This is a genomic window from Candidatus Symbiopectobacterium sp. 'North America', from assembly GCF_015762685.1.
Lineage (GTDB): Bacteria > Pseudomonadota > Gammaproteobacteria > Enterobacterales > Enterobacteriaceae > Symbiopectobacterium.
In genome coordinates, this window is sequence record NZ_PEHF01000071.1 from 1 (window position 1) to 21,738 (window position 21,738).

The 21,738-nt window shown below is 52.0% G+C and carries 20 protein-coding genes and 3 pseudogenes; 6 read left to right on the forward strand and 17 right to left on the reverse strand.

Annotated features, from left to right (window positions below):
• Nucleotides 1-112: 112 nt before the first annotated feature.
• Complete coding sequence (gmhB, locus tag CS369_RS14980) at nucleotides 113-676, reverse strand: D-glycero-beta-D-manno-heptose 1,7-bisphosphate 7-phosphatase (RefSeq protein WP_196907737.1); 564 nt, start codon at nucleotides 674-676, stop codon at nucleotides 113-115.
• Nucleotides 677-857: 181 nt separating this feature from the next.
• On the opposite strand from gmhB, the gene metN reads away from it, so the two are divergent.
• The 6 genes from metN to proS all read left to right on the forward strand — a co-directional run bounded on the left by metN (nucleotide 858) and on the right by proS (nucleotide 6,553).
• Nucleotides 858-1,892 carry a methionine ABC transporter ATP-binding protein MetN gene (gene metN / locus CS369_RS14985; RefSeq protein WP_196907738.1) on the forward strand — a complete coding sequence of 345 codons (1,035 nt, stop codon included), beginning with the start codon at nucleotides 858-860 and terminating at the stop codon, nucleotides 1,890-1,892.
• On the forward strand, nucleotides 1,885-2,538 hold the full coding sequence (locus CS369_RS14990; RefSeq protein WP_196907739.1) for a methionine ABC transporter permease MetI: 654 nt from the start codon (nucleotides 1,885-1,887) through the stop codon (nucleotides 2,536-2,538). The genes metN and CS369_RS14990 overlap by 8 nt, the downstream gene beginning before the upstream one ends.
• Before the next feature lie 70 nt (nucleotides 2,539-2,608).
• The gene (locus CS369_RS14995; RefSeq protein WP_196907740.1) at nucleotides 2,609-3,412 is read left to right on the forward strand and encodes a MetQ/NlpA family lipoprotein; all 804 of its coding nucleotides are present in this window, start codon (nucleotides 2,609-2,611) and stop codon (nucleotides 3,410-3,412) included.
• A gap of 121 nt (nucleotides 3,413-3,533) precedes the next feature.
• Nucleotides 3,534-3,941: an Rcs stress response system protein RcsF gene (rcsF, locus tag CS369_RS15000; protein WP_196907741.1), complete on the forward strand. Its 408-nt coding sequence runs from the start codon at nucleotides 3,534-3,536 to the stop codon at nucleotides 3,939-3,941.
• A 9-nt stretch (nucleotides 3,942-3,950) separates the two neighbouring features.
• Complete coding sequence (tsaA, locus tag CS369_RS15005) at nucleotides 3,951-4,661, forward strand: tRNA (N6-threonylcarbamoyladenosine(37)-N6)-methyltransferase TrmO (RefSeq protein ID WP_196907742.1); 711 nt, start codon at nucleotides 3,951-3,953, stop codon at nucleotides 4,659-4,661.
• Between the two features lie 173 nt (nucleotides 4,662-4,834).
• Nucleotides 4,835-6,553, forward strand: coding sequence for a proline--tRNA ligase (proS, locus tag CS369_RS15010; protein ID WP_196907743.1), 1,719 nt, complete (start codon nucleotides 4,835-4,837; stop codon nucleotides 6,551-6,553).
• A gap of 102 nt (nucleotides 6,554-6,655) precedes the next feature.
• Here proS and rpoS read toward each other — a convergent pair whose 3' ends face one another.
• The 16 genes and pseudogenes from rpoS to CS369_RS22610 all read right to left on the reverse strand — a co-directional run bounded on the left by rpoS (nucleotide 6,656) and on the right by CS369_RS22610 (nucleotide 21,673).
• Entirely contained in the window at nucleotides 6,656-7,648 is a 993-nt protein-coding gene (gene rpoS, locus CS369_RS15015) for an RNA polymerase sigma factor RpoS (RefSeq protein ID WP_196907744.1), read from the reverse strand.
• 53 nt (nucleotides 7,649-7,701) lie between these two features.
• Entirely contained in the window at nucleotides 7,702-8,757 is a 1,056-nt protein-coding gene (nlpD, locus tag CS369_RS15020) for a murein hydrolase activator NlpD (protein WP_196907745.1), read from the reverse strand.
• 325 nt (nucleotides 8,758-9,082) lie between these two features.
• Entirely contained in the window at nucleotides 9,083-9,694 is a 612-nt protein-coding gene (locus tag CS369_RS15025; RefSeq protein WP_196907746.1) for a protein-L-isoaspartate(D-aspartate) O-methyltransferase, read from the reverse strand.
• A gap of 138 nt (nucleotides 9,695-9,832) precedes the next feature.
• Nucleotides 9,833-10,879, reverse strand: a complete 1,047-nt coding sequence (gene truD, locus CS369_RS15030; protein ID WP_196907755.1) for a tRNA pseudouridine(13) synthase TruD — start codon at nucleotides 10,877-10,879, stop codon at nucleotides 9,833-9,835.
• A 17-nt stretch (nucleotides 10,880-10,896) separates the two neighbouring features.
• Complete coding sequence (ispF, locus tag CS369_RS15035) at nucleotides 10,897-11,394, reverse strand: 2-C-methyl-D-erythritol 2,4-cyclodiphosphate synthase (protein ID WP_196907747.1); 498 nt, start codon at nucleotides 11,392-11,394, stop codon at nucleotides 10,897-10,899.
• Between the two features lie 58 nt (nucleotides 11,395-11,452).
• Nucleotides 11,453-12,163 carry a 2-C-methyl-D-erythritol 4-phosphate cytidylyltransferase gene (ispD, locus tag CS369_RS15040; RefSeq protein ID WP_196907748.1) on the reverse strand — a complete coding sequence of 237 codons (711 nt, stop codon included), beginning with the start codon at nucleotides 12,161-12,163 and terminating at the stop codon, nucleotides 11,453-11,455.
• Between the two features lie 3 nt (nucleotides 12,164-12,166).
• Entirely contained in the window at nucleotides 12,167-12,529 is a 363-nt protein-coding gene (gene ftsB / locus CS369_RS15045; RefSeq protein WP_196907749.1) for a cell division protein FtsB, read from the reverse strand.
• 230 nt (nucleotides 12,530-12,759) lie between these two features.
• Nucleotides 12,760-13,086: a DUF3561 family protein gene (locus CS369_RS15050; protein ID WP_196907750.1), complete on the reverse strand. Its 327-nt coding sequence runs from the start codon at nucleotides 13,084-13,086 to the stop codon at nucleotides 12,760-12,762.
• Between the two features lie 58 nt (nucleotides 13,087-13,144).
• On the reverse strand, nucleotides 13,145-13,852 hold the full coding sequence (gene cysC, locus CS369_RS15055; protein WP_196907751.1) for an adenylyl-sulfate kinase: 708 nt from the start codon (nucleotides 13,850-13,852) through the stop codon (nucleotides 13,145-13,147).
• Nucleotides 13,800-15,194 (reverse strand): annotated as a pseudogene (cysN, locus tag CS369_RS15060) (sulfate adenylyltransferase subunit CysN). The gene cysC and the pseudogene cysN overlap by 53 nt, the downstream one beginning before the upstream one ends.
• Nucleotides 15,195-15,229: 35 nt before the next feature.
• Nucleotides 15,230-16,142: pseudogene (gene cysD / locus CS369_RS15065) on the reverse strand (sulfate adenylyltransferase subunit CysD).
• Between the two features lie 9 nt (nucleotides 16,143-16,151).
• Nucleotides 16,152-17,573: pseudogene (cysG, locus tag CS369_RS15070) on the reverse strand (siroheme synthase CysG).
• Between the two features lie 275 nt (nucleotides 17,574-17,848).
• The gene (locus CS369_RS15075) at nucleotides 17,849-18,298 is read right to left on the reverse strand and encodes a hypothetical protein (RefSeq protein ID WP_196907752.1); all 450 of its coding nucleotides are present in this window, start codon (nucleotides 18,296-18,298) and stop codon (nucleotides 17,849-17,851) included.
• A 189-nt stretch (nucleotides 18,299-18,487) separates the two neighbouring features.
• Nucleotides 18,488-19,936: a hypothetical protein gene (locus CS369_RS15080; protein ID WP_196907753.1), complete on the reverse strand. Its 1,449-nt coding sequence runs from the start codon at nucleotides 19,934-19,936 to the stop codon at nucleotides 18,488-18,490.
• Between the two features lie 141 nt (nucleotides 19,937-20,077).
• Nucleotides 20,078-20,482, reverse strand: coding sequence for a hypothetical protein (locus CS369_RS15085; RefSeq protein WP_196907754.1), 405 nt, complete (start codon nucleotides 20,480-20,482; stop codon nucleotides 20,078-20,080).
• A 1,005-nt stretch (nucleotides 20,483-21,487) separates the two neighbouring features.
• Nucleotides 21,488-21,673 carry a hypothetical protein gene (locus tag CS369_RS22610; protein ID WP_210769498.1) on the reverse strand — a complete coding sequence of 62 codons (186 nt, stop codon included), beginning with the start codon at nucleotides 21,671-21,673 and terminating at the stop codon, nucleotides 21,488-21,490.
• Between the last annotated feature and the right edge of the window lie 65 nt (nucleotides 21,674-21,738).

Genomic DNA, 21,738 nt, shown 5'->3' on the forward strand with positions numbered 1-21,738 from the left:
CTTCGTGTCGTGTCAACGGAGGCGCATTATAGGGATCCCAATAATTTACACAACCCCTTTTTTCATCTTTTTTTCCGTTTGTTCAAATTCCACCCGATAAGTCCGATTTTACTCATTTACGCTGTTCGATAACGCGTGGCAAATCGGCCAGACTATCAATCACGATATCAGCCAGCACTTCACCTTGCTCGGTAATCGGCTTGCCGGTACGCACCAGTACTTTTGTTCCGACACCCGCCGCAATGGCAGCCTGCATGTCTTCTTCTTTATCACCGACCATATAAGAAGCGGCCATATCGATATTGAGGAAGCTCTGCGCTGAGAGAAACATGCCCGGCTTGGGTTTACGGCAGTCACACTCCTGACGATATTCCCCTTGCCCCTGTTCTGCGTGGTGGGGACAGAAATAGATGCCGTCCAAATCGACCCCGCGATCGGCCAGCGACCAATCCATCCACTCGGTCAGGTGCATGAAATCATCTTCACTGAACATGCCGCGCGCAATACCGGACTGGTTAGTCACCAGCACTAGCGCAAATCCTTTCTTCTTTAGTTCACTCATCGCGTCGATAACGCCATCAATAAACTCAAACTGATCGATCTCATGAACGTAACCATGATCGACATTAATCGTGCCGTCGCGATCGAGAAAAACGGCTGGAATCGTTTGTGCCACTGCTATGTGCTCCTGATGGCGTTATTTGCGTGTTAGTATCGCATGTTTTTGTACTTTGCGAGAATGCGTCATAACGACAAAGTAAATTGACTTAGACGTCTAGACACCCTAACATCCGTACAATATTCTGCATACGGCAGACGTTGATCTATCCCACAATAGGCACTTACGATAAATAAAGATGATTAAACTTTCTAACATTACAAAAATTTTCCAGCAGAAAGGCCGGACCATCACAGCACTGGACAATGTCAGTCTGTATGTCCCTGCTGGGCAGATCTATGGGGTTATCGGCGCATCCGGCGCAGGTAAAAGTACGTTGATCCGCTGTGTAAATTTGCTGGAGCGCCCGACACACGGTGAGGTATTGGTTGGTGACCAGGATTTGATGGCGCTGTCCGAAGCGCAGTTAACCAAGGCACGCCGCCAGATTGGCATGATCTTCCAGCACTTTAATCTTTTGGCGTCTCGTACCGTGTTTGGTAACGTGGCCCTGCCTCTTGAGCTGGACACCACGCCAAAAAACGAAATTACCCGCCGCGTCAACGAATTGCTCGAACTGGTGGGGTTATCGGACAAGTACGATGCTTACCCGGCAAATCTGTCCGGCGGACAAAAGCAGCGCGTTGCGATTGCTCGCGCGCTGGCCAGCAATCCTAAGGTACTGCTGTGTGACGAGGCCACCAGTGCGCTCGATCCGGCCACTACGCGTTCCATTCTCGAATTGCTCAAAGACATTAATCGTCGTTTAGGGATAACCATCCTGTTGATCACCCATGAAATGGATGTTGTAAAACGCATCTGCGATCAGGTAGCCGTGATCAGTGGCGGTCAATTGATTGAGCAGGACACGGTTAGCGAAGTATTCTCTCACCCTAAAACGCCTCTGGCACAAACCTTTATTCAGTCTACGCTGCATCTGGATATACACGAGGATTACCAGTCCCGACTCATCGCTGCACCACACAACGATCAAAACACCCCGCTGCTACGGCTGGAATTTACCGGTCAATCCGTCGATGCGCCGTTACTTTCAACGATCGTGCGCCGCTTTAACGTCAATAACAATATCATCAGTGCGCAAATGGATTACGCAGGTGGCGTCAAATTCGGCATCATGTTGGCCGAGATGCACGGCGAAGAACAGGACACGGTGGCCGCCATCGCGTTTTTACAGAAACACCATGTGAAAGTTGAGGTGCTGGGCTATGTCTGAAGAAATGATGTGGTTGATGGCGAAAGGCGTTTGGGAAACCGTTGTGATGACATTTGTTTCCGGCTTCTTTGGCTTTGTGCTGGGATTGCCGGTTGGCGTGATGCTTTATATTAACCGTCCGGGTCAGATCGTTGCCAATCCGCCGCTGTATCGCACACTGTCAGCATTGGTGAATATTTTCCGTTCTATTCCGTTCATTATTTTGCTGGTGTGGATGACTCCGTTCACACGCGCCATCGTCGGCACTTCTATCGGGTTGAAGGCAGCCATTGTGCCATTGACCGTAGGCGCAGCACCGTTTATCGCGCGTATGGTAGAAAACGCCCTGCTGGAAATCTCCAGCGGATTGATCGAAGCGGCGCGCGCTATGGGAGCCACACCGTTACAGATCATTCGTAAGATTCTGCTGCCAGAAGCACTTCCCGGTCTTATCAATGCCGCCACCATCACACTTATCACCCTGGTAGGCTATTCTGCTATGGGGGGCGCAGTCGGTGCCGGTGGGTTAGGTCAAATTGGTTATCAGTATGGATACATTGGTTATAACGTGACAGTCATGAATACGGTATTAATATTACTGGTTGTTCTGGTCTACCTGATCCAATTCGTAGGCGATCGCACGGTACGGGCAGTGACTAATAAATAAGTTTTACTACACGTCGGACTATGCCGCTGTCGGCAAGCCGCAAAACGTTAAATATGCAGAGGTTAAGGAAATGACAATCAAATTTAAAACCGTCGCCGTACTGGGTACACTGGCGCTGGCAGGCTGCGGACAAGAAGAAAAAGACCCGAACCACATCAAAGTCGGTGTTATTGTGGGTGCTGAACAGCAAGTTGCTGAAGTTGCCCAGAAAGTGGCTAAAGACAAATATGGCCTGACCGTGGAACTGGTGTCCTTTAACGATTACGTGCTGCCGAACGAAGCGCTGAGCAAAGGGGATATCGACCTGAATGGCTTCCAGCACAAGCCTTATCTGGACCAACAGATCAAAGACCGTGGCTACAAACTGGTTGCTGTCGGCAACAGCTTTGTCTACCCGATCGCTGGCTACTCTAAAAAAATTAAATCATTAGACGAGCTGCAAAACGGGGCGCAAATTGCACTGCCTAACGATCCGACCAACCTGGATCGCTCCCTGCTACTGCTGCAAAAACAGGGTCTGATCAAACTGAAAGATAACGTTGGCCTGCTGCCGACCGTGCTGGACGTGGTTGAAAACCCTAAAAACCTGAAACTGGTCGAACTGGAAGCACCGCAACTGCCACGCTCTCTGGATGACGATCAAATCGCACTGGCTATCATCAACACCACCTATGCCAGCCAGATTAACCTGACACCGACCAAAGACGGTCTGTTCGTGGAAGATAAAGACTCTCCGTACGTAAACCTGATTGTGTCGCGTGAAGACAACAAAGACGCGGCCAACGTGAAGAAATTCGTTCAGGCTTACCAGTCAGACGAAGTTTATGAAGCGGCCAACAAGATTTTCAACGGCGGCGCGGTGAAAGGCTGGTAATATCACCCGATACGCGAGTGACAATTATTTCAAGACGGGCCTCGGTGCCCGTCTTGTTATTTGTGTCGTAGCTTGCTTCAATAAGCGCACTTCAAAAGAAGAATAGTAGAGAGGAAATGCTATGCGTGCTATACCGCTCGTGTTTTTAGCGCTGTCACTAACAGGATGTTCCCTGCTGCAACCCAAAACGGCACCCGCACCGCAACCGGTTATCGAACCAGCTGTCGAAGCTCCGGCCAAAGCGAAACCGGCTCCGCGTCCGGCAACCGCCGTGCTGTATAACAATGCGGAAGAGTTAGTGGGTAAACCGTTCCGCGATATGGGCGAAGTATCTGGCTCTGTGTGCCAGGCTAGCGTGCAAGATACGCCCGCGACGGTTGCAAATGCACGCCGCCGTCTGCAAACGCGTGCAACAGCGATGCGCGCCAATGCGGTTCTGGTGCACAACTGTCAGGTCGTCAGTGGCGTTGCAGGCTGCTATCGGCAGGCCATCTGTGAAGGCACTGCACTGAAAATTTCTTCTCAATAAAGCTGGGCAATGACCACCTATCATTTCGATCAGATTGGCGTTATCCGTTCACCTTATAAAGAAAAATTCGCCGTGCCACGGCAACCCGGCCTGATTGAAGATGGCAACGGAGAACTGCATCTTCTGCCTCCCTACCACCAGCCAGAAGCGGTGTGTGGGCTGGAAGCGTTCAGCCATATTTGGGTGTTATTTGTTTTTCACCACACCATGGAGCAGGGCTGGCGACCAACGGTGCGCCCTCCCCGCTTGGGCGGGAATGCGCGTATGGGGGTTTTCGCCACACGTTCCACGTTTCGCCCGAATCCCATCGGTATGTCGCTGGTCCGACTGAAAGGGATAAAGACCACAAGCAACAGCGTTATCTTACAGTTGGGCAGCCTCGATCTGGTCGACGGCACGCCGGTGGTTGATATCAAACCCTATTTGCCCTTTGCGGAGAGCGTGCCTGATGCCATCGGCGGCTTCGCGCAACAGGCACCCGACACCGCGATGCCCGTGCATTTTTCTGCATTGGCAGAGCAACAACTGGCGCAACATCAATCCACTTACCCACATCTGCGCTGTTTTATCACCCAGGTGTTGAATCAGGATCCACGCCCGGCGTACCGCAAGGGGGAAGCCTCGCGTGATTACGCCGCCCTGTTGCTGGAATTCAACGTGCGCTGGCGCGTAACGGACATGCGGACGGAAGTGCTCAGCCTTGCGCTAAGCGAAAACTGAATCGTTATCCATAGCCTGCGCGCCATAAAATTCACGCCGCACACTTTTGACGAAGGAAAGTCACTGTTACACTAAGCCACTTTACCGTGTTTAAGGGCCTACATGGCCCTTTGCATCTCGTTTTGGGGCACATCGGTGCCTATTACTTTGCGTTCTGACGGAACTAAAACACCATGCGTACTAGCCAATATCTGCTCTCCACCCTGAAGGAGACGCCTGCCGACGCGGAAGTCATCAGCCATCAGTTGATGCTGCGCGCTGGGATGATCCGCAAGCTGGCCTCCGGGTTATACACTTGGTTGCCGACCGGCTACCGGGTTCTGAAGAAAGTCGAAAACATCGTGCGTGAAGAGATGAACAACGCCGGTGCTATCGAGATTTCCATGCCCGTGGTACAACCCGCCGATCTGTGGCAGGAGAGTGGCCGCTGGGAACAGTATGGCCCGGAATTGCTGCGCTTTGTCGATCGCGGTGACCGCCCGTTTGTTCTCGGTCCCACGCATGAAGAAGTGATTACCGATCTGGTGCGCAACGAGCTGAACTCTTATAAGCAGCTGCCGCTGAATCTGTTCCAGATCCAGACCAAATTCCGCGATGAAGTGCGCCCGCGTTTCGGCGTGATACGTTCTCGCGAATTCATCATGAAAGATGCCTACTCGTTCCATACCTCTCAGGAATCGTTGCAGGTCACCTATGACGCGATGTACGACGCCTATAGCCGTGCATTTAGCCACATGGGGTTGAACTTCCGCGCGGTTCAGGCGGACACCGGCTCCATCGGTGGCAGCGCATCACACGAATTCCAGGTGCTGGCGCAGAGCGGCGAAGATGACATCGTTTTCTCTACCGACTCCGAGTACGCCGCCAATATCGAATTTGCTGAAGCCGTTGCCCCCACGCTGGGACGTGCCGAAGCGAAAGAAGAGATGCGTCTGGTTGATACCCCCAACGCCAAAACCATCGCCGAGCTGGTTGAGCAGTTTAACCTGCCGATCGAAAAAACGGTCAAAACGCTGCTGGTGAAAGCGACACAAGAGAGCAGCCACAAGCTGATTGCCCTGCTGGTGCGTGGCGATCATGAGCTGAATGAAGTGAAAGCGGAGAAACTGGAGCAGGTCGCCAGCCCGCTGACCTTCGCAACCGAGGCTGAGATTCGCGACATCGTTGGTGCAGGCCCAGGCTCATTAGGCCCGGTTAATATGTCAATACCGGTGATTATCGATCGCACCGTCGCGGCAATGAGCAATTTCGGCGCTGGCGCAAACCAGGACGGCAAACACTTCTTTGGCATTAACTGGGAGCGTGACGTTGCACTGCCACAAGTGGCAGATATCCGCAACGTGGTTGAAGGCGATGCCAGCCCGGACGGGAAAGGCACCCTGTTAATCAAACGCGGCATCGAAGTGGGTCACATCTTCCAACTGGGCACCAAATACTCTCAGGCACTGCAAGCCAGCGTGCAAGGTGAAGATGGTCGTAACCAGATCCTGACCATGGGCTGTTACGGTATCGGGGTGACGCGCGTGGTGGCTGCCGCCATCGAACAGAACCACGACGATCGTGGCATTATCTGGCATGACGCCATCGCCCCCTTCCAGGTGGCGATCCTGCCGATGAACATGCACAAATCGTTCCGCGTGAAAGAGCTGGCTGAAGACATTTATCAGCAACTGCGCGCCAAAGGCATCGATGTGCTGCTCGACGATCGTAAAGAGCGTCCGGGTGTGATGTTTGCGGATATGGAATTGATTGGCGTGCCGCACACTATCGTCATTGGCGATCGCAATCTGGATAACGACGAGATTGAATATAAATATCGTCGCGACGGTGAGAAAAAGATGATCAAGGTTGGCAAGATCGTTGATTTTTTGTCGGCCAATACCGTTCGTTAATACGTAGAAATACAGCATAAAAAAGAGGTGGGGTTTTCCCCACCTCTTTTATTTGACAAATAGTCGACTCAACGTGCAAATACGGCGATCGTTTCTGCTTCGTTATTCACGGAACAGTTCTTCAATATCCAGCCCCTGTACTTGCAAAATTTCACGCAAACGGCGCAGCCCTTCCACCTGGATTTGGCGCACGCGTTCACGGGTCAAGACAATTTCACGACCAACGTCTTCAAGCGTTGCCGCTTCATACCCCAGCAGCCCAAAACGACGAGCCAGCACTTCACGCTGTTTAGCGTTCAGTTCAAACAACCATTTAACGATATTCTGTTTCATATCGTTGTCTTGCGTGGTGTCTTCTGGTCCGTTGTTTTTTTCATCCGCCAGAATATCCAGCAGCGCTTTATCAGAGTCCCCGCCCAATGGCGTATCGACCGATGTAATACGCTCATTCAAGCGCAACATGCGATTTACGTCATCAACAGGTTTGTCGAGCTGCTCGGCAATCTCTTCCGCACTGGGCTCGTGATCCAGTTTATGCGAAAGCTCACGCGCGGTACGCAGATAAACGTTCAATTCTTTGACGATATGGATAGGCAGACGAATAGTGCGGGTTTGGTTCATGATAGCCCGTTCAATCGTTTGGCGAATCCACCATGTGGCATAGGTTGAAAAGAGGAAACCCCTTTCGGGATCGAACTTCTCAACCGCACGGATCAAACCAAGATTACCTTCTTCGATGAGATCCAACAGCGCCAGACCGCGATTGTTGTAGCGACGGGCAATTTTCACCACCAGCCGCAGGTTACTTTCAATCATACGGCGTCGCGATGAAACATCACCGCGCAGCGCTCTACGGGCAAAAAATACTTCTTCTTCAGCGGTCAGAAGCGGAGAGTAACCAATCTCCCCTAAATAAAGTTGGGTAGCATCCAGCACACGCTGGGCTGCACTTTGGGATAACAACTCATCGTCGGATGCCTCATTATCCCCCGCTTCTTCCTCCGCTAGCGCCTTTTCGTCAAAAACATCAAGTCCATTTTCCTCGAACTCGGCATCATCATGTAACTCGTTAACTTTCAGCGTGCTTTGGCTCATTAGTGGCTCCTACCCGTGATCCCTTGGCAGAATACCGAAATACTCTGCCCGATTTATCGCTGCGGAAGGTAACGCTGCGGGTTTACGGATTTCCCCTTGTAACGAATTTCAAAATGCAAGCGTACTGAACTGGTTCCGGTGCTACCCATGGTAGCGATCTGTTGACCCGCCTTGACCTCTTGTTGTTCCCGGACCAGCATAGTTTCATTATGGGCATAGGCGCTCAGGTAATCATCGTCGTGCTTGATGATGATCAGATTACCGTACCCGCGTAAAGCGTTGCCCGCATAAACAACACGCCCTGAAGCGGTCGCCATGATCGGTTGCCCACGAGTGCCAGCGATATCAATCCCTTTGTTTCCCCCCTCCGACGCGGAGAAACTATCTATGACTTTCCCCTCAGTAGGCCAACGCCAGCTGCCGACAGCAGGAGCACTGCTTTCAACAGCCGCGGGGGCGGTCACAGCAGCTCCAGTGGAAGGCAACATCTTACCTACATTCTGTTTACACGAATTTCCAGAATACGCATTAGTTGACTGATAATCAACCTGCGTTGTTTGAATTTGCGTCATTGACGGCGGCTGAGGCACACCGCCACGCGTGGCATCGGAAGGTGCCAGCATACCGCCGCTGCTGCTGCCCGTACCGCCTGCCAGCATGCGTCCACCGCCAGTCGATCCGCTGCTTACCGGCGCGGAGGAACCGTCACTCACCTGAAGCACCTGCCCGACGTTCAGGCTATAAGGCTCAGGCACATTGTTGCGCTGAGCCAACTCGCGATAATCACTGCCGGTAATCCAGGCGATGTAGAACAACGTATCACCCCGTTTTACCGTATAGGTGCTGCCGCCATAGCTACCTTTAGGAATAGCGTTATAGCTACGGTTGTACACAATGCGGCCATCGCGCGTGGTGATCGGCGCATCGCCGGAAGATGATATATTAGAAGGCGCAGTCGGGAGCATTCCACCGCGGCGGCTGCTATTGCCCTGACCGCCTACGCTGCTGATTGGGGCGGGTTTGCTGTCGTTATTGGAACATCCCGCCAACCCCAGAATAATTGCCGTGCACGCCGCCATCTGACGCAGTGTTCTCGTTTGGCTTCCCATGCGCCTTGCTCCCCTATAACCGTAATACTCAATCAATATACCCGTCATACTTCACGTTGCAGATGCGTTGGCTGCACTCGCTCACCCGAATCACTTACCTGAGTAAGCTCATCGGGACTCACTCACTTGCCGCCTTCCTGCAACGCGAATTATTTAGGGTATACATTAATCAAACCGCTCAAAGACAGCCCCGTCGTCACAGTATTGGCACTTATCCAATGCTAACAATATCAACATGTTCTCACTATGACAGGGTTGTATTGAAATAAGTTCTATTGAAATAAATCGTAAATGACTGATACCCATAAACGTGCTTGCAAAGGTATCAGGCTAGTTCGCCTCTGACCAGTGGAACAAATTTAACCGTTTCAATGGTATTAACCACAAATTCTCCACCGTGGCGTTGTATGCGCTGCAACGTTTGCGACTGTTCTCCCACCGGGAGCACCATAATGCCCCCTTCATCTAATTGCGCTATCAGCGCATTCGGAATTTCAGGTGCCGCCGCCGTCACAATAATGGCATCAAACGGGCCGCGTGACGGCCAGCCTTGCCAGCCATCGCCGTGTCGAGTGGAAACATTGTGCAGGTCCAGTTGCTTCAAACGCCGTTTAGCCTGCCATTGCAACCCTTTGATACGCTCAACGGAAAAAACCTGCTTTACCAAATGCGCCAAAACCGCCGTTTGGTAGCCGGAACCGGTGCCAATTTCGAGTACGCGAGATGCGGGCGTCAATTGCAACAGGTCCGTCATGCGGGCAACCATATAAGGCTGAGAGATGGTTTGACCGGAGCCTATCGGTAACGCGGTATTTTCATAAGCCTTATGCTCAAAGGCTTCGTCGACAAAACGCTCACGCGGCACAGCCTCGATAGCCTTAAGCAATCGCTCGTTATGAATGCCCTGCTGACGCAACAGTGTCAGCATCGTTTGCATGCGCTTGTTCACCCTATCCCGTCAGCCTCAGTCGTGATTAACGTCTTCATGCCTTTACTCAATAATGGCAATCCCTTGCCGTGAGCTCACACCCTTATTGCATAGGTACTATATCGTTACTACACCTGACACTGCATCTCAATCAGCGATATCCATCTGCTCAAGCGGCGTGATGAGCTCACGCACAACGCTGGTGGCAAAACTGCCTGCCGGTAGCCAGAAATCCAGCGTGACCGACGCATCATCCAGCCAGGACCAGCACATCTGCTGCGGATAAAGCAGTGCGGCACGGCGCGCAACCTCCACCCGTTCACGACGCAGCAATCCAAGCAGCATCTCGAGCCCCATCAGGCAGCGTTGTTCAAACGCCAACGCGTCACCCTGAATGCCAGGATCGCCGTCGCCGGACAGAGGTGCTGTCACGCACAGCTCACGTTTATCAACGCGCGTTTGCAGTGCCGCTAACTCGTCCTCATTTGCGACAAACCAACTACCGCGCCCGGCGAGTTGCAGCGCATCACCCGCCAGCACTTGCGTTGCCAATCCCTGACTCAAACGTTGGCTTACGATGAGATTGAACAACGCGCTACGGCTGACCGACAGATAAAAGCTGCGTTTACTGCGCTCGCTAACGCGAATCTCGTCTCTGGCCCAACGTGCCGCCTGAATCAGGTTGTTGCCGCCGCGACCAAAACGCTGACTGCCAAAATAGTTCGGCACGCCCTGTTCGGCAATCGCCGCTAGCCGCGCTTCGACGGCAGCACGGTCGCTGATATTGCGCAGCGTCAGCGTAAACTGATTGCCGCGCAACGCACCGATACGCAGTTTGCGCCGATGACGGGCACTGTTAAGGATTTCACACCCTTCAAGCGCAAAAGCGGAGAAATCGGGTAACACTTTGCCCGGCAAATGTAGGCAAAACCACTGCTCCGTCACCGCATGCCGGTCTTTCAAGCCAGCATAACTCACGGCACGCGCGGGAATACGGGCGAATTTCGCCAACGCTTCAGCCACAAACAACGTGTTGCAGCCACGTTTACGTACCTGAACCAGCAGATGTTCACCATCGCCATCCTGTGCAAAACCCAGATCTTCCACCACACGGAAATCATCGGCGCTTGCTTTGAGCGTTCCTGTCGCCTGCGGTTCACCATGCAGCCAGAACAGACTTTCCATGTTGAGCATAGCGGGTTCTTGCTGCATTACCATGCGACCACTTCACTCCGTTCATCTTTCACCAACAGCGCAACCGCCTCGCAGGCGATCCCTTCTCCACGTCCAGTAAACCCGAGCTGTTCAGTGTTGGTGGCTTTTACGTTGACGTCATTCATATGGCAGTTAAGATCTTCTGCCAGATTCACCCGCATTTGCGGAATGTGCGGGGCCATTTTCGGCGCTTGCGCAATGATAGTGACATCCAGATTGCCCAGCCGATAGCCTTTTTCTTGTATCCGCTGCCACGCCTGGCACAGCAGTTCGCGGCTATCCGCGCCTTTGTAGGCGGGATCGGTGTCGGGAAACAGTTTACCGATATCGCCTAACGCCGCCGCGCCGAGCAGCGCATCGGTTACCGCATGCAGCAACACATCCCCATCAGAATGAGCCAACAATCCCTGAGGGTAAGGAATACGAACCCCGCCGATCACCAATGGGCCTTCGCCTCCCAGTTTGTGGACATCAAAACCGTGACCAATACGCATGGGGTTATTCTCCTTGATTAGCGAATGGTTATGAAACATGAAACCGGTGAAGGGTACATCACACGCTTGGCGGTGCCAATCGAGCCAGGTAGAACTCGGCCAGCGCCAAATCCTCAGGACGCGTCAATTTAATATTATCAGCACGTCCTGCAACAATCTGTGGATGATAGCCGCAATACTCGAGTGCCGACGCTTCATCGGTCACGACAGCCCCTTGTTGTAACGCGCGCTCCAGACAATCTTGTAATAATAACCGTGGAAACAGTTGCGGCGTCAAGGCGTGCCATAAATCGCGGCGATCAACCGTGTGCTCAATCACCTCACCCTGGCTACGCTTCATGGTATCCCGCACAGGTGCAGCAAGAATGCCGCCCACGTCGCAGTGCCGGATAAGCTGCAACAAGCGATCCAGATCCTGAAGGTGTAAACACGGACGTGCGGCGTCATGCACCAACACCCAGGGCGCATCACTGACCGCGCGCAAGCCGGCCAGCACCGAATCAGCCCGCTGTTTGCCGCCGAGCACCACGCTGACGCGCGGGTCCTGTGCCAGCGGCAAGGCGGCAAAGCGCCAGTCGTCGGGGCTGACAACCACCACGGCACGCTGAATGTGCGGATGCTGAAACAGCGCAGCCAGCGTATGTTCCAGCAGCGTTTTTCCATGGAGGGTGAGATATTGTTTTGGACAGTCGCACTCCATTCTGCTGCCGTTTCCGGCGGCGGGCAGAACGGCGACAACCTCAGGTAAGGAGACCAGCGGTTCAGACATGGGTTAACGTGACGTCATAGGGTTAGAAGGCGACAGAGAGCTGGATGCGCCAGAATTTGCAGATGAAGACGCCGTCGCCGCACGACGACCAGATTGATCCGGCACCAGACGATAGAAGCTCTCACCCGGTTTGATCATGCCCAGCTCATTGCGCGCACGCTCTTCAATGGCTTCTTGTCCACCGTTGAGATCGTCGATTTCCGCAAACAGCTGTTCGTTCCGGGCTTTGAGCTTGCCGTTGTTGCCCTGTTGGACAGCCACGTCATCTTTAACCCGAACATAGTCATGAATGCCATTTTTACCCAGCCACAGCGAATATTGCAGCCAACCGAGCAAAATCAATAATAACAGCGTTAGCTTTCCCATCCCGCCCCCTGAAAAACCGCCTAATCATCCCATAACTTTGCCTTCGACTCCATATTATCAGGGTGGATTAACGCACCTGAGTACGGTTCATTTGGTTTAAAGCGGATAACCCGAGCCGTAAAGGCGTTGTTGCAGAACGAGAGAAGAAACACGAGGAACAGTGCGCGCGAAGAGATATCAGTCACATTTGTTAAACGTCGGTAACAGATAGCGGCGATTTACGCCGCACCTCACCACCCAGTGATCAGTAAAAACACCAGCCAGAACAAACAGACAATCACTGCGCCGCTACACAACACCATCAGCGTCATGTTGCCTTTGAAAATCACACTGAAAAACACGCCGATCAGCACGGAGGCTGGCATCAGCGCCAAAAAAAACGGCCAGGTGTAGAGCATAAAAAACAGCGTGGTGTTCGAGCCATAGACCCAAATCGGCACCACAAACGCCAACCAGTAGAAAGAAAAACCGGCGATAGCTCCCATAAACGGGTAGGTGCGTTCATCTTCACGCCTCCTTGGCCGCTTACTTACCGATAACTGCGTTACGTTCTGCATAGTCTACCCTATAACACTCCGCCCCACCGCGAAAGGCGGTGACACCTGACAGAGCCAATCAAACTTTGATAATAGCTCGACTGTGCAGTAGATCTAATAACTGATCGGTCAAATTTGTTACTAATTGTTCGCCCTCCAAGCGCAGATCAGGCGCGTGCGGTGGCTCATAGACGGCATCGATACCGGTAAAATTGGTCAGCGTGCCGGCTCGTGCTTTCTTATACAATCCTTTAGGATCACGCGCTTCGCATACGGCCAACGGTGTATCGACAAACACTTCGATAAACTTTCCTTCCGGCAGCGATTCGCGCACCATCTGGCGCTCTGCTCGGTGGGGCGAAATAAACGCCGTCAACACCACCAGCCCGGCATCGACCATCAGACAGGCCACTTCACCCACACGCAGAATGTTTTCGCGCCAATCGTCATCAGAAAAGCCCAGATCGCGGCACAGCCCGTGGCGCACATTGTCGCCATCAAGCAAATAGGTGCTGACACCGAGTTGATGTAAGCGCTGTTCCAGTTGCCCTGCCAGCGTGGACTTTCCTGACCCTGACAGGCCAGTGAACCAGATAACGGCCCCTTGATGGCGGTGCAATCGCTCCCGATCGAGGCGTGCCACTGGATGATCGTGCCAGACAATATTGTCATCATGAATATTGCCATCAACGGCGTGATGCTTCTCTTCTGAAGGCAACGCCATGCTACTTCCCTCACAGCAGATCGCGCGCACCCCAATGCGGGAAGTGACGGCGCACCAGCGCATTCAACTCCAGCTCAAACGCACTGTAGGCAGACGCTTCCTGCGTCACCTGAGCAACCGCCTCGCGTACCAGACCGGCACCGACGGTCATGTTGCTCAGTCTGTCGATAAAAATCATACCGCCCGTGGTGGCATTTTGCTGATAGGGCTCCAGCAGCAGCGGCTCATCAAAGGTCAAATCCACCAGACCAATGCCGTTCAACGGCAAACTTTCAGTGACAAGCTGCGTCAGTGAATTGATCTCAACCTGATACTGAATATTGTCTACCCGCGCGCGGATTTTCTTACCCGCAACTTTGATGTCATAGCTGTGCCCCGGCACCAACGGTTGCTCCGCCATCCACACCACATCGATCTGCACATACTGCACCGCACGCAGTTCATCTGCCTACGGCACCAACAAATCGCCACGGCTGATATCCACTTCATCAGCCAGTACCAGCGTGATCGCTTCCCTCGCATGAGCCTGTTGCAGATCGCCATCAAAAGTCACGATGCGTGCCACGGAGGAGGTTACGCCTGATGGCAACACCCTCACGCGCTGCACGACCTGCACCACGCCGGAGGCCAGCGTTCCGGCATAACCGCGAAAATCCAGGTTGGGCCGATTTACATACTGCACCGGGAAACGCATAGGCTGCGTATCGCTGTCGCGCGTAACGTCGACCGTTTCCAGCACGTCCAGCAGCGTCGGGCCTCTGTACCATGGCATGGTGGTGCTTGGCGTCGCCACGTTATCCCCATCCAACGCGGAGATAGGCACGAAGGTCACCTGAAGCGATGATGGTAGCTGCTGAGCAAAATCGAGGTAATCCTGCTTGAACTGCTCAAATACCGTTTGCTGATAGCCCACCAGATCCATTTTATTCACCGCCACGACGAGATGGCGAATGCCCAGCAACGTGGCAATAAAGCTATGACGGCGGGTTTGATCCAGTACGCCTTTGCGCGCATCGATCAATAGGATCGCCAGATCGCAGGTCGAGGCCCCGGTAGCCATGTTACGGGTGTACTGCTCATGACCGGGGGTATCGGCGATAATGAATTTACGTCTTTCCGTGGAGAAATAGCGGTAGGCGACATCGATGGTAATGCCCTGCTGACGCTCGGCCTGCAAACCGTCCACCAGCAACGCCAGATCCAGCTTCTCCCCTTGTGTTCCTAACCGCTTGCTGTCGTTGTGTAACGTGGAAAGCTGATCTTCGTATATCTGACGCGTATCGTGCAGCAAACGGCCAATCAAGGTACTTTTGCCGTCATCCACGCTTCCTCAGGTCAGAAAGCGCAGTAAACTTTTGTGCTGCTGCGCGTGCAAGTAGGCTTCGACTCCACCCTGTTCGGCAATCTGTTATACAATACTTTGATTTATTTGATTATTTCTTAGAAATACCCTTGACGCTTTTTCAGTTCCATCGAGCCGACCTGATCCCGGTCAATGACGCGCGCTTGCCGTTCGCTGGTGGTCGAGATCAGCATCTCTTCAATGATTTCCGGCAGCGTCTGCGCGTGCGATTCCACAGCGCCAGTCAACGGCCAACAGCCGAGGGTACGGAAGCGCACCATACGCTGTTCGATAACCTCGCCCGGTTGCAGATCGATACGATCGTCATCCACCACCAGCAACATGCCGTCACGCTCCAGCACCGGACGCGGAGCGGCCAGATAGAGCGGCACAATGTCGATATTTTCCAGGTAGATATATTGCCAGATATCCAGCTACGTCCAGTTGGAGAGCGGGAACACGCGAATGCTTTCCCCTTTGTTAATCTGGCCGTTGTAGTTATGCCACAGCTCTGGGCGCTGATTTTTCGGGTCCCAGCGATGAAAACGGTCGCGGAAGGAGTAGATACGCTCTTTTCTTTGGCGCGGGATTTCTCTTCATCACGCCGTGCACCGCCGAACGGGGCATCAAAGCCGTATTTATCCAGCGCTTGCTTCAACCCTTCGGTTTTCATGATATCGGTGTGTTTGGCGCTGCCGTGCACAAACGGGTTAATCCCTAACGCTTCGCCCTGGGAGTTACGGTGCACCAGCAGTTCGCAGCCATAGACTTTCGCTGTGCGATCGCGGAAGGTGTACATCTCGCGAAACTTCCACCCAGTATCTACATGCAGCTGCGGAAACGGCAACGTGCCGGGATAGAACGCCTTGCGCGCCAGATGCAACATACGGAAGAATCTTTGCCAATGGAGTACATCATCACCGGATTACTGAATTCTGCCGCCACTTCGCGAATGATATGTATGCTTTCCGCTTCAAGCTGTCGCAGGTGCGTTAGTCGTTTCTCGTCCATAACCCTTCCTCAAGCCAAATTCACGAGCGGAGAACGTCCGGTTTGCCCGGTCTCCTGCGCCTGTAGACCAAACCAGGCGAGTTGATGGTGCAGTGCAACCACCTCGCCAATCACCAATAATGCCAGCGTCGGAGCCTGATGCGCCAAGGTCTCCAACTGCGCCAGCGTGCCGATTTTCACGGACTGATCCGCTCGCGTACCACGGCTAATCACCGCCACCGGCGTATCCGGTGCACGCCCATGGGCGATCAGCTGCTGGCTGATTTCCACCGCTTTCACCGTGCCCATATAGATAGCGAGCGTCTGACGCCCACGCGCCCGCGTGGACCAATCGAGCGCTTCGCCGTCGGGACGGCAGTGCCCGGTAATAAACAGCACGCTTTGCGCGTAATCACGGTGGGTAAGCGGGATACCGGCATAGGCGGTAACGCCCGCAGCCGCCGTGATCCCCGGTACGATTTGGAAGGGAACCCCGGCTTTTGCCAGGTATTGCACTTACTCACCGCCGCGCCCAAAGATGAACGGATCGCCGCCTTTCAGACGCACCACACGTTTACCGCTCGATGCCAGCGTAAACAGCAGACGATTGATCTCCCCCTGCGGCAATGAGTGCGCGGAGGCGCGCTTGCCGACGCAGATTTTCTCCGCATCACGGCGCACCAGTTCCAGCACTTCCGGGCTCACCAGATGGTCATAGAGCACCACATCCGCCAATTGGATCAGTTGTAAACCACGAAAGGTCAACAAATCGACGTCTCCCGGCCCCGCTCCAACCAGCGCTACATCCCCCAGCACCTGTTGCGGTTGATCCAACTGCTGGCGCAGGGTTTCTTCTGCCACTTTCTGTTGCCCAGCGGCGATCTGGTCAGCAAAAGGGCTATTGAACAGCTGCTCCCAAAAATGACGACGCGCACGCATTGAATGAAACCGCTCTTTGACCCGATCGCGCCATTCCCCCGCAACCCGGGCCATATAACCCAAACTGGCAGGGAGCAACGCCTCGAGTTTCTCGCGCAGTAAACGCGCCAAAACCGGCGCTTGTCCGCCCGACGAAATCGCCACCACTAACGGCGAGCGATCGACAATAGACGGAAAAATAAACGAGCATTTGGCCTGGTCGTCCACCACATTAACCAGGCGATAGCGCTGCTGCGCCGCTTGAGACACCGCCGCATTCAACACCACATCATCGGTAGCGGCGATCACCAGAAAGACTTTATCCACCTGTTCTGGGGAGAATTCCTGCGCCAACCAGTGCACCTGACCGGCGTGGTGCTTTGCCAACAGCGGTTCTGCCAGGGATTTGGCGACCACATGTACATCGGCGCCCGCACGCAATAGCAAATCAATCTTGCGCGTTGCTACCTCACCACCGCCGACCACCAACACTACACGCTGCTTCACGTCAGCGAACAAAGGGAGATAGTTCACAATCACCTTAACAAAGTTAAAAATTGGATAAGTAGACTATACGGTGCTGTAGGAAGGGTTATGAAATGCCGAATTGAAATGATAAGTTCCGTAATGGAATAACAGCGGGGCAGGAAGCGCAGCGTAATGCTTATCTATTGATTTTTATTGGATTATAAAAACATTTTTAGGCTCATGCAGCGCGAATATCACCGCTGTGAGAAAAAATTTCAGGTTAAGTGATTATGCGCTCCTCCCCGTCAGACCGGCCATTGCTGGCCGGCTTAGGGTATCATTTATGCTTGCGTTGAAGTTTCCAAAATAACGTTGTTTCCAGCCTGATTTGGCGCCGTTTTAACTACCTCATCCTGCACCTCAACCTCTGGCATTTGTACTCGCACCGAGATAAAGGTGTCGTGCGGAATATCGATCGGGTCGCCGTTCGCGTAGCCGTCTATCTCATTGCGTGCAAACGCGGGGGCGTCAGGGTGTGGCCGGTAATAGGTGCGGATAACGATAGAGCCATCCGATTTTATCTTCTCATTGCCCTCATCACCGCCCCAGGCGCGATCGGCATTCAGGCACAGACAACCGGAAATGCGATACACCCCTTCGCTCAGGCGTTCGGTAGTGATGCCGACCGCTTCGCTGGTGAGTTCGCTGGTGCCGTCTGCAAACAACTTCACGACGGGGGAGGCGGCTTTGTAGAAGCCGTTTGAGTCGACAGTCACATTGTTATTTGTCACCAAAACCTTACCGGTGTTCTTTACTGGTAAATCAACATATGTCTGACCAGCACCAACACCAGGATTCGTTCTTTGAGCAAACACAAATCGCGGATCAGAACCAGTTATTGTTCTGCTAATATCGAAACTGCGACCAAGCGTTCCTGCTGCAATGTTAGGGTCAACAAGATAAATAGCCCTTCCATTGTTTTAAAATATTGAGCGCCCAGTAAATGTTTTTTCTCCAGATATTGTTTGTGATGTTCCTGCATCGACGATTTCATAAGCCGTGCCAGCACCAACCTGAATTAATGGCATCGCACTACCGTGGATAGTGGTAGGCGCTGCTCCGTCACCGATGTGCACGATATTTTGTGCGTTAATATGCGCTAAGTTTCTTACTGTCCCGTCCGTGTACGTTCCGCGGAATGCTACTGCATTGGCTGTTACCACTGCGGCATTATGCGTTTTTATTGCCGTAACAGTTTGCGCTGTTTCTTGGTCTAGAAGAGTTGTCCACGCTAGCCAACCACCACCGCCTTTACGCCTAAATCTAACCCCGTTCTCTCCAGCGGGTGATACTAGCTGAGCCTGCGTGTTTGTATCAAAACCAAACATAATCCCAAACCCAGCGACGGAACTTGGAGCGCCCGTTGTACCTGCTGTATATCTAAAAAATCCGTTTCTAGTCGCGTCGTTTAAACTTCCAACAATGTATTTACTCGCTTGCGCCCCCAAACCAAAGGCTTCGTTAATAAGCACGGCACCGGAAGTCGTATCTATTTCGCTGGATTGTTTTACGAGGTTTGTGCTGTCCCAAATAGAAAGCCAGTTTATGCCTCCAGTCGCGCCAAGTGTTCCGCGCCACATACCCCCACCTATCAAAGATGCAGTTACTATGGCCAACGGGTTTGTGTTGTAACGCATAAGGTGGAACATGTACCCAGCCCCGACAACAACGGGCGCTGGTAATCCGACTGTATCCGCTGTCGATGCTACAGCATAAAAACCAGTAGGAACCGACCGAAGGTAGTCCGCTACATTCGAATTAGCAGGCATACGGGTAGCAATGCCACCGAGGCCGAAAGAACCACCCTCCGACGCTAACGTTAGCACTCGGCCTACTGATGCATCCGTGGAACTAGCTTGTTTAATAAGGTTCCTATCAGTCCAAAAATTGTGGACTGTAGCAACAGTGCCTGCTTCATTACCTATCGTCGCCCTAATGCCAAACGATGGGTTTCCTACATTAGCCTCATGACCAAATGATACCGAACTCCATAAATCACCAGCCCTGAGCAACAGGGACGGCGCATACCGCAACCCATAGGCAACATTGCCCGTGTCATTCCTGTACACTTGACAGCCGTTAGCTGGCCCCCTTAGCAATTCAAGCATTGCAGCTTCGTCGCGGGTAAAAGCCCTGCCTTTTTCCCGCCATCCATGGGCACCATTTATTAACACCTTTCCAGTGGTGACGTCATAGGTATCGGCTTGCTTAGAAATATTTCCGGTATGCCAAACCTGCCGCCAGGTGTCCCAATTACCCCCGCGCTTATATCTGAACCAGAAGTTTCTATTTGCTTCCATAGCTGAGTTATTGAAGGCTAGTTGCGTTGCGCTATTAACGTTGTAGGCAATATGCAGAATCTTGAACACGTCATTTTCTGGCGTATTGGCGCTACCAGCAGCAAGGCCGTATATTCACCCCTCAGTGATGGCGTTTGCGTCCGTAACAACTTTGCCGTCACCACCAATACCGTAATCACCTTTGGCCAATTTACAAGTAAGAGCAGCATCCTAATCCTGCTGAGAACGAACGGTAACGGCCTGCCCATCTGGCGTAGTGAGCGTAACGTTTCCCGTTCCTGTTAATATCTGCTGCCATCCTGATAGCTGCTGCTGGTAATAGGCAAGCGTTGATGCAAACTCGTGAGCAAATTGCTCAATTGAAACAGCCAGTGAAGTGGGAATGGCATAAGCTTTACCCGTTCCCGTTGTGCCAGTAAATGCCGATACCAGCGTTAATTGTGTATCGGATTGCACAGACTCAATTTCATAAATCTGAACAGTGCCAGCAGCAGGAAATAATAATATCCGCCCTGCTGATACACCGTTTAATGGATTAGTGAATTGGGTTCCTGAGCCCGTAATAATTTTGCTACCATTAGTGGCAGCGATGGTTCCGGTTTTATACCAAGACATAGTATCTCCAAAAAAGGTCAACACTTTATAACGTTGATCTATCACCTGTAGTTAATTGGAAGAATTGACGTATCAATAACATATAAATTAGAGCCATGCTGATAAGGGTTTAATGTTGGTACATATCCATTCTAAGACGTATAATCAGCAGTAGACATGTTATTGCTTACGTACACCGTGCCACTAACTGACCACGCACATTCCCTAAGCATCCAACCCCATATTCCATTAGCATTGGTTCCACCGCTATACGAAGCAACGGTAAAACTTCTATATGAAGAAAAGCCAACCGCAATATTCCCTGACAATCCGGTATCAACCACATACGCATAATCAGTTCCCCATTTTGTCCCAGGGACATCATGAGGGATATTGAATATTTTTTATTTGCAAGGAATACCAAGCCAAACCATCAAATATCAAATCCTTTGTTACTGAATTCCATACCTGTACCCCTTTCGTTGATCGTTCAGGCGGTTGCCACATATCAAATATATAATATTGTATATCGTTCTCTATATTTATATTCCACCACTTATAAAAAATAAATTACCATCCCCCCAAACCATAGGGCATATTCTGTCGTTCATATGCCTAGCTGTAAAAAAATAAAAGGACAAGTATACGCAGATAAGTCAATAGCATCTCTAGTTCTGCATGGCAACCTTGAAGTTGAGTCAACAATCCAACTCGCATCTTTCTTTATCTGCCCGGATTTTCTCAAAAAAAGTGGAGTAAGTTCATTGCTTATTTGTATTGTTTTCCCTTTATTAAAAACTTGAATTCCAGCGCTCATTAATTAACTCCATACCATAACCTATGCCCACCCCAACCCCATTCTGTTTGATCTCCCATAGGAATGTTAGATAGCGGGGTATACTTATAATACAAAACGTTATCACTAACATACATATCAGAAGCAACATCAAACATGTCTGAGTAATTCCAAGCTGGTAAATTTTCCAACCAATCTGGATGGTTTACATGCCAATTATGAGATACAAACTAAAATGGAATCCCTAAAGAAAACTCCGGAACAAAAATATGATACCACACACTCCAATCAAATTGACCATTTAGAATCGGAGGGAATGGAACATCAACAAAACCAATTATATTGGTAAATTGGGTTGTTAAATCGACAATCATACCGCCGGACGTTTTGTCCCAAATTTGTAAACCGCAAGCCATATTGTAAGCACACCGGTTTTAGTTCCACGCACTTTTTGAGATTTCCGGGTTTTCAGCCATCAGCC

What these genes read in the sequence shown, in the direction of transcription:
- metN (WP_196907738.1), top strand. Translation starts at nt 858, where the DNA reads ATGATTAAACTTTCTAACATTACAAAAATTTTCCAGCAGAAAGGCCGG.
- CS369_RS14990 (WP_196907739.1), top strand. Translation starts at nt 1,885, where the DNA reads ATGTCTGAAGAAATGATGTGGTTGATGGCGAAAGGCGTTTGGGAAACC.
- CS369_RS14995 (WP_196907740.1), top strand. Translation starts at nt 2,609, where the DNA reads ATGACAATCAAATTTAAAACCGTCGCCGTACTGGGTACACTGGCGCTG.
- rcsF (WP_196907741.1), top strand. Translation starts at nt 3,534, where the DNA reads ATGCGTGCTATACCGCTCGTGTTTTTAGCGCTGTCACTAACAGGATGT.
- tsaA (WP_196907742.1), top strand. Translation starts at nt 3,951, where the DNA reads ATGACCACCTATCATTTCGATCAGATTGGCGTTATCCGTTCACCTTAT.
- proS (WP_196907743.1), top strand. Translation starts at nt 4,835, where the DNA reads ATGCGTACTAGCCAATATCTGCTCTCCACCCTGAAGGAGACGCCTGCC.
- rpoS (WP_196907744.1), bottom strand. Translation starts at nt 7,648, where the DNA reads ATGAGCCAAAGCACGCTGAAAGTTAACGAGTTACATGATGATGCCGAG.
- nlpD (WP_196907745.1), bottom strand. Translation starts at nt 8,757, where the DNA reads ATGGGAAGCCAAACGAGAACACTGCGTCAGATGGCGGCGTGCACGGCA.
- CS369_RS15025 (WP_196907746.1), bottom strand. Translation starts at nt 9,694, where the DNA reads ATGCAAACGATGCTGACACTGTTGCGTCAGCAGGGCATTCATAACGAG.
- truD (WP_196907755.1), bottom strand. Translation starts at nt 10,879, where the DNA reads ATGCTCAACATGGAAAGTCTGTTCTGGCTGCATGGTGAACCGCAGGCG.
- ispF (WP_196907747.1), bottom strand. Translation starts at nt 11,394, where the DNA reads ATGCGTATTGGTCACGGTTTTGATGTCCACAAACTGGGAGGCGAAGGC.
- ispD (WP_196907748.1), bottom strand. Translation starts at nt 12,163, where the DNA reads ATGTCTGAACCGCTGGTCTCCTTACCTGAGGTTGTCGCCGTTCTGCCC.
- ftsB (WP_196907749.1), bottom strand. Translation starts at nt 12,529, where the DNA reads ATGGGAAAGCTAACGCTGTTATTATTGATTTTGCTCGGTTGGCTGCAA.
- CS369_RS15050 (WP_196907750.1), bottom strand. Translation starts at nt 13,086, where the DNA reads ATGCAGAACGTAACGCAGTTATCGGTAAGTAAGCGGCCAAGGAGGCGT.
- cysC (WP_196907751.1), bottom strand. Translation starts at nt 13,852, where the DNA reads ATGCGCTGGTGCGCCGTCACTTCCCGCATTGGGGTGCGCGCGATCTGC.
- CS369_RS15085 (WP_196907754.1), bottom strand. Translation starts at nt 20,482, where the DNA reads ATGTCTTGGTATAAAACCGGAACCATCGCTGCCACTAATGGTAGCAAA.
- CS369_RS22610 (WP_210769498.1), bottom strand. Translation starts at nt 21,673, where the DNA reads ATGGCTTGCGGTTTACAAATTTGGGACAAAACGTCCGGCGGTATGATT.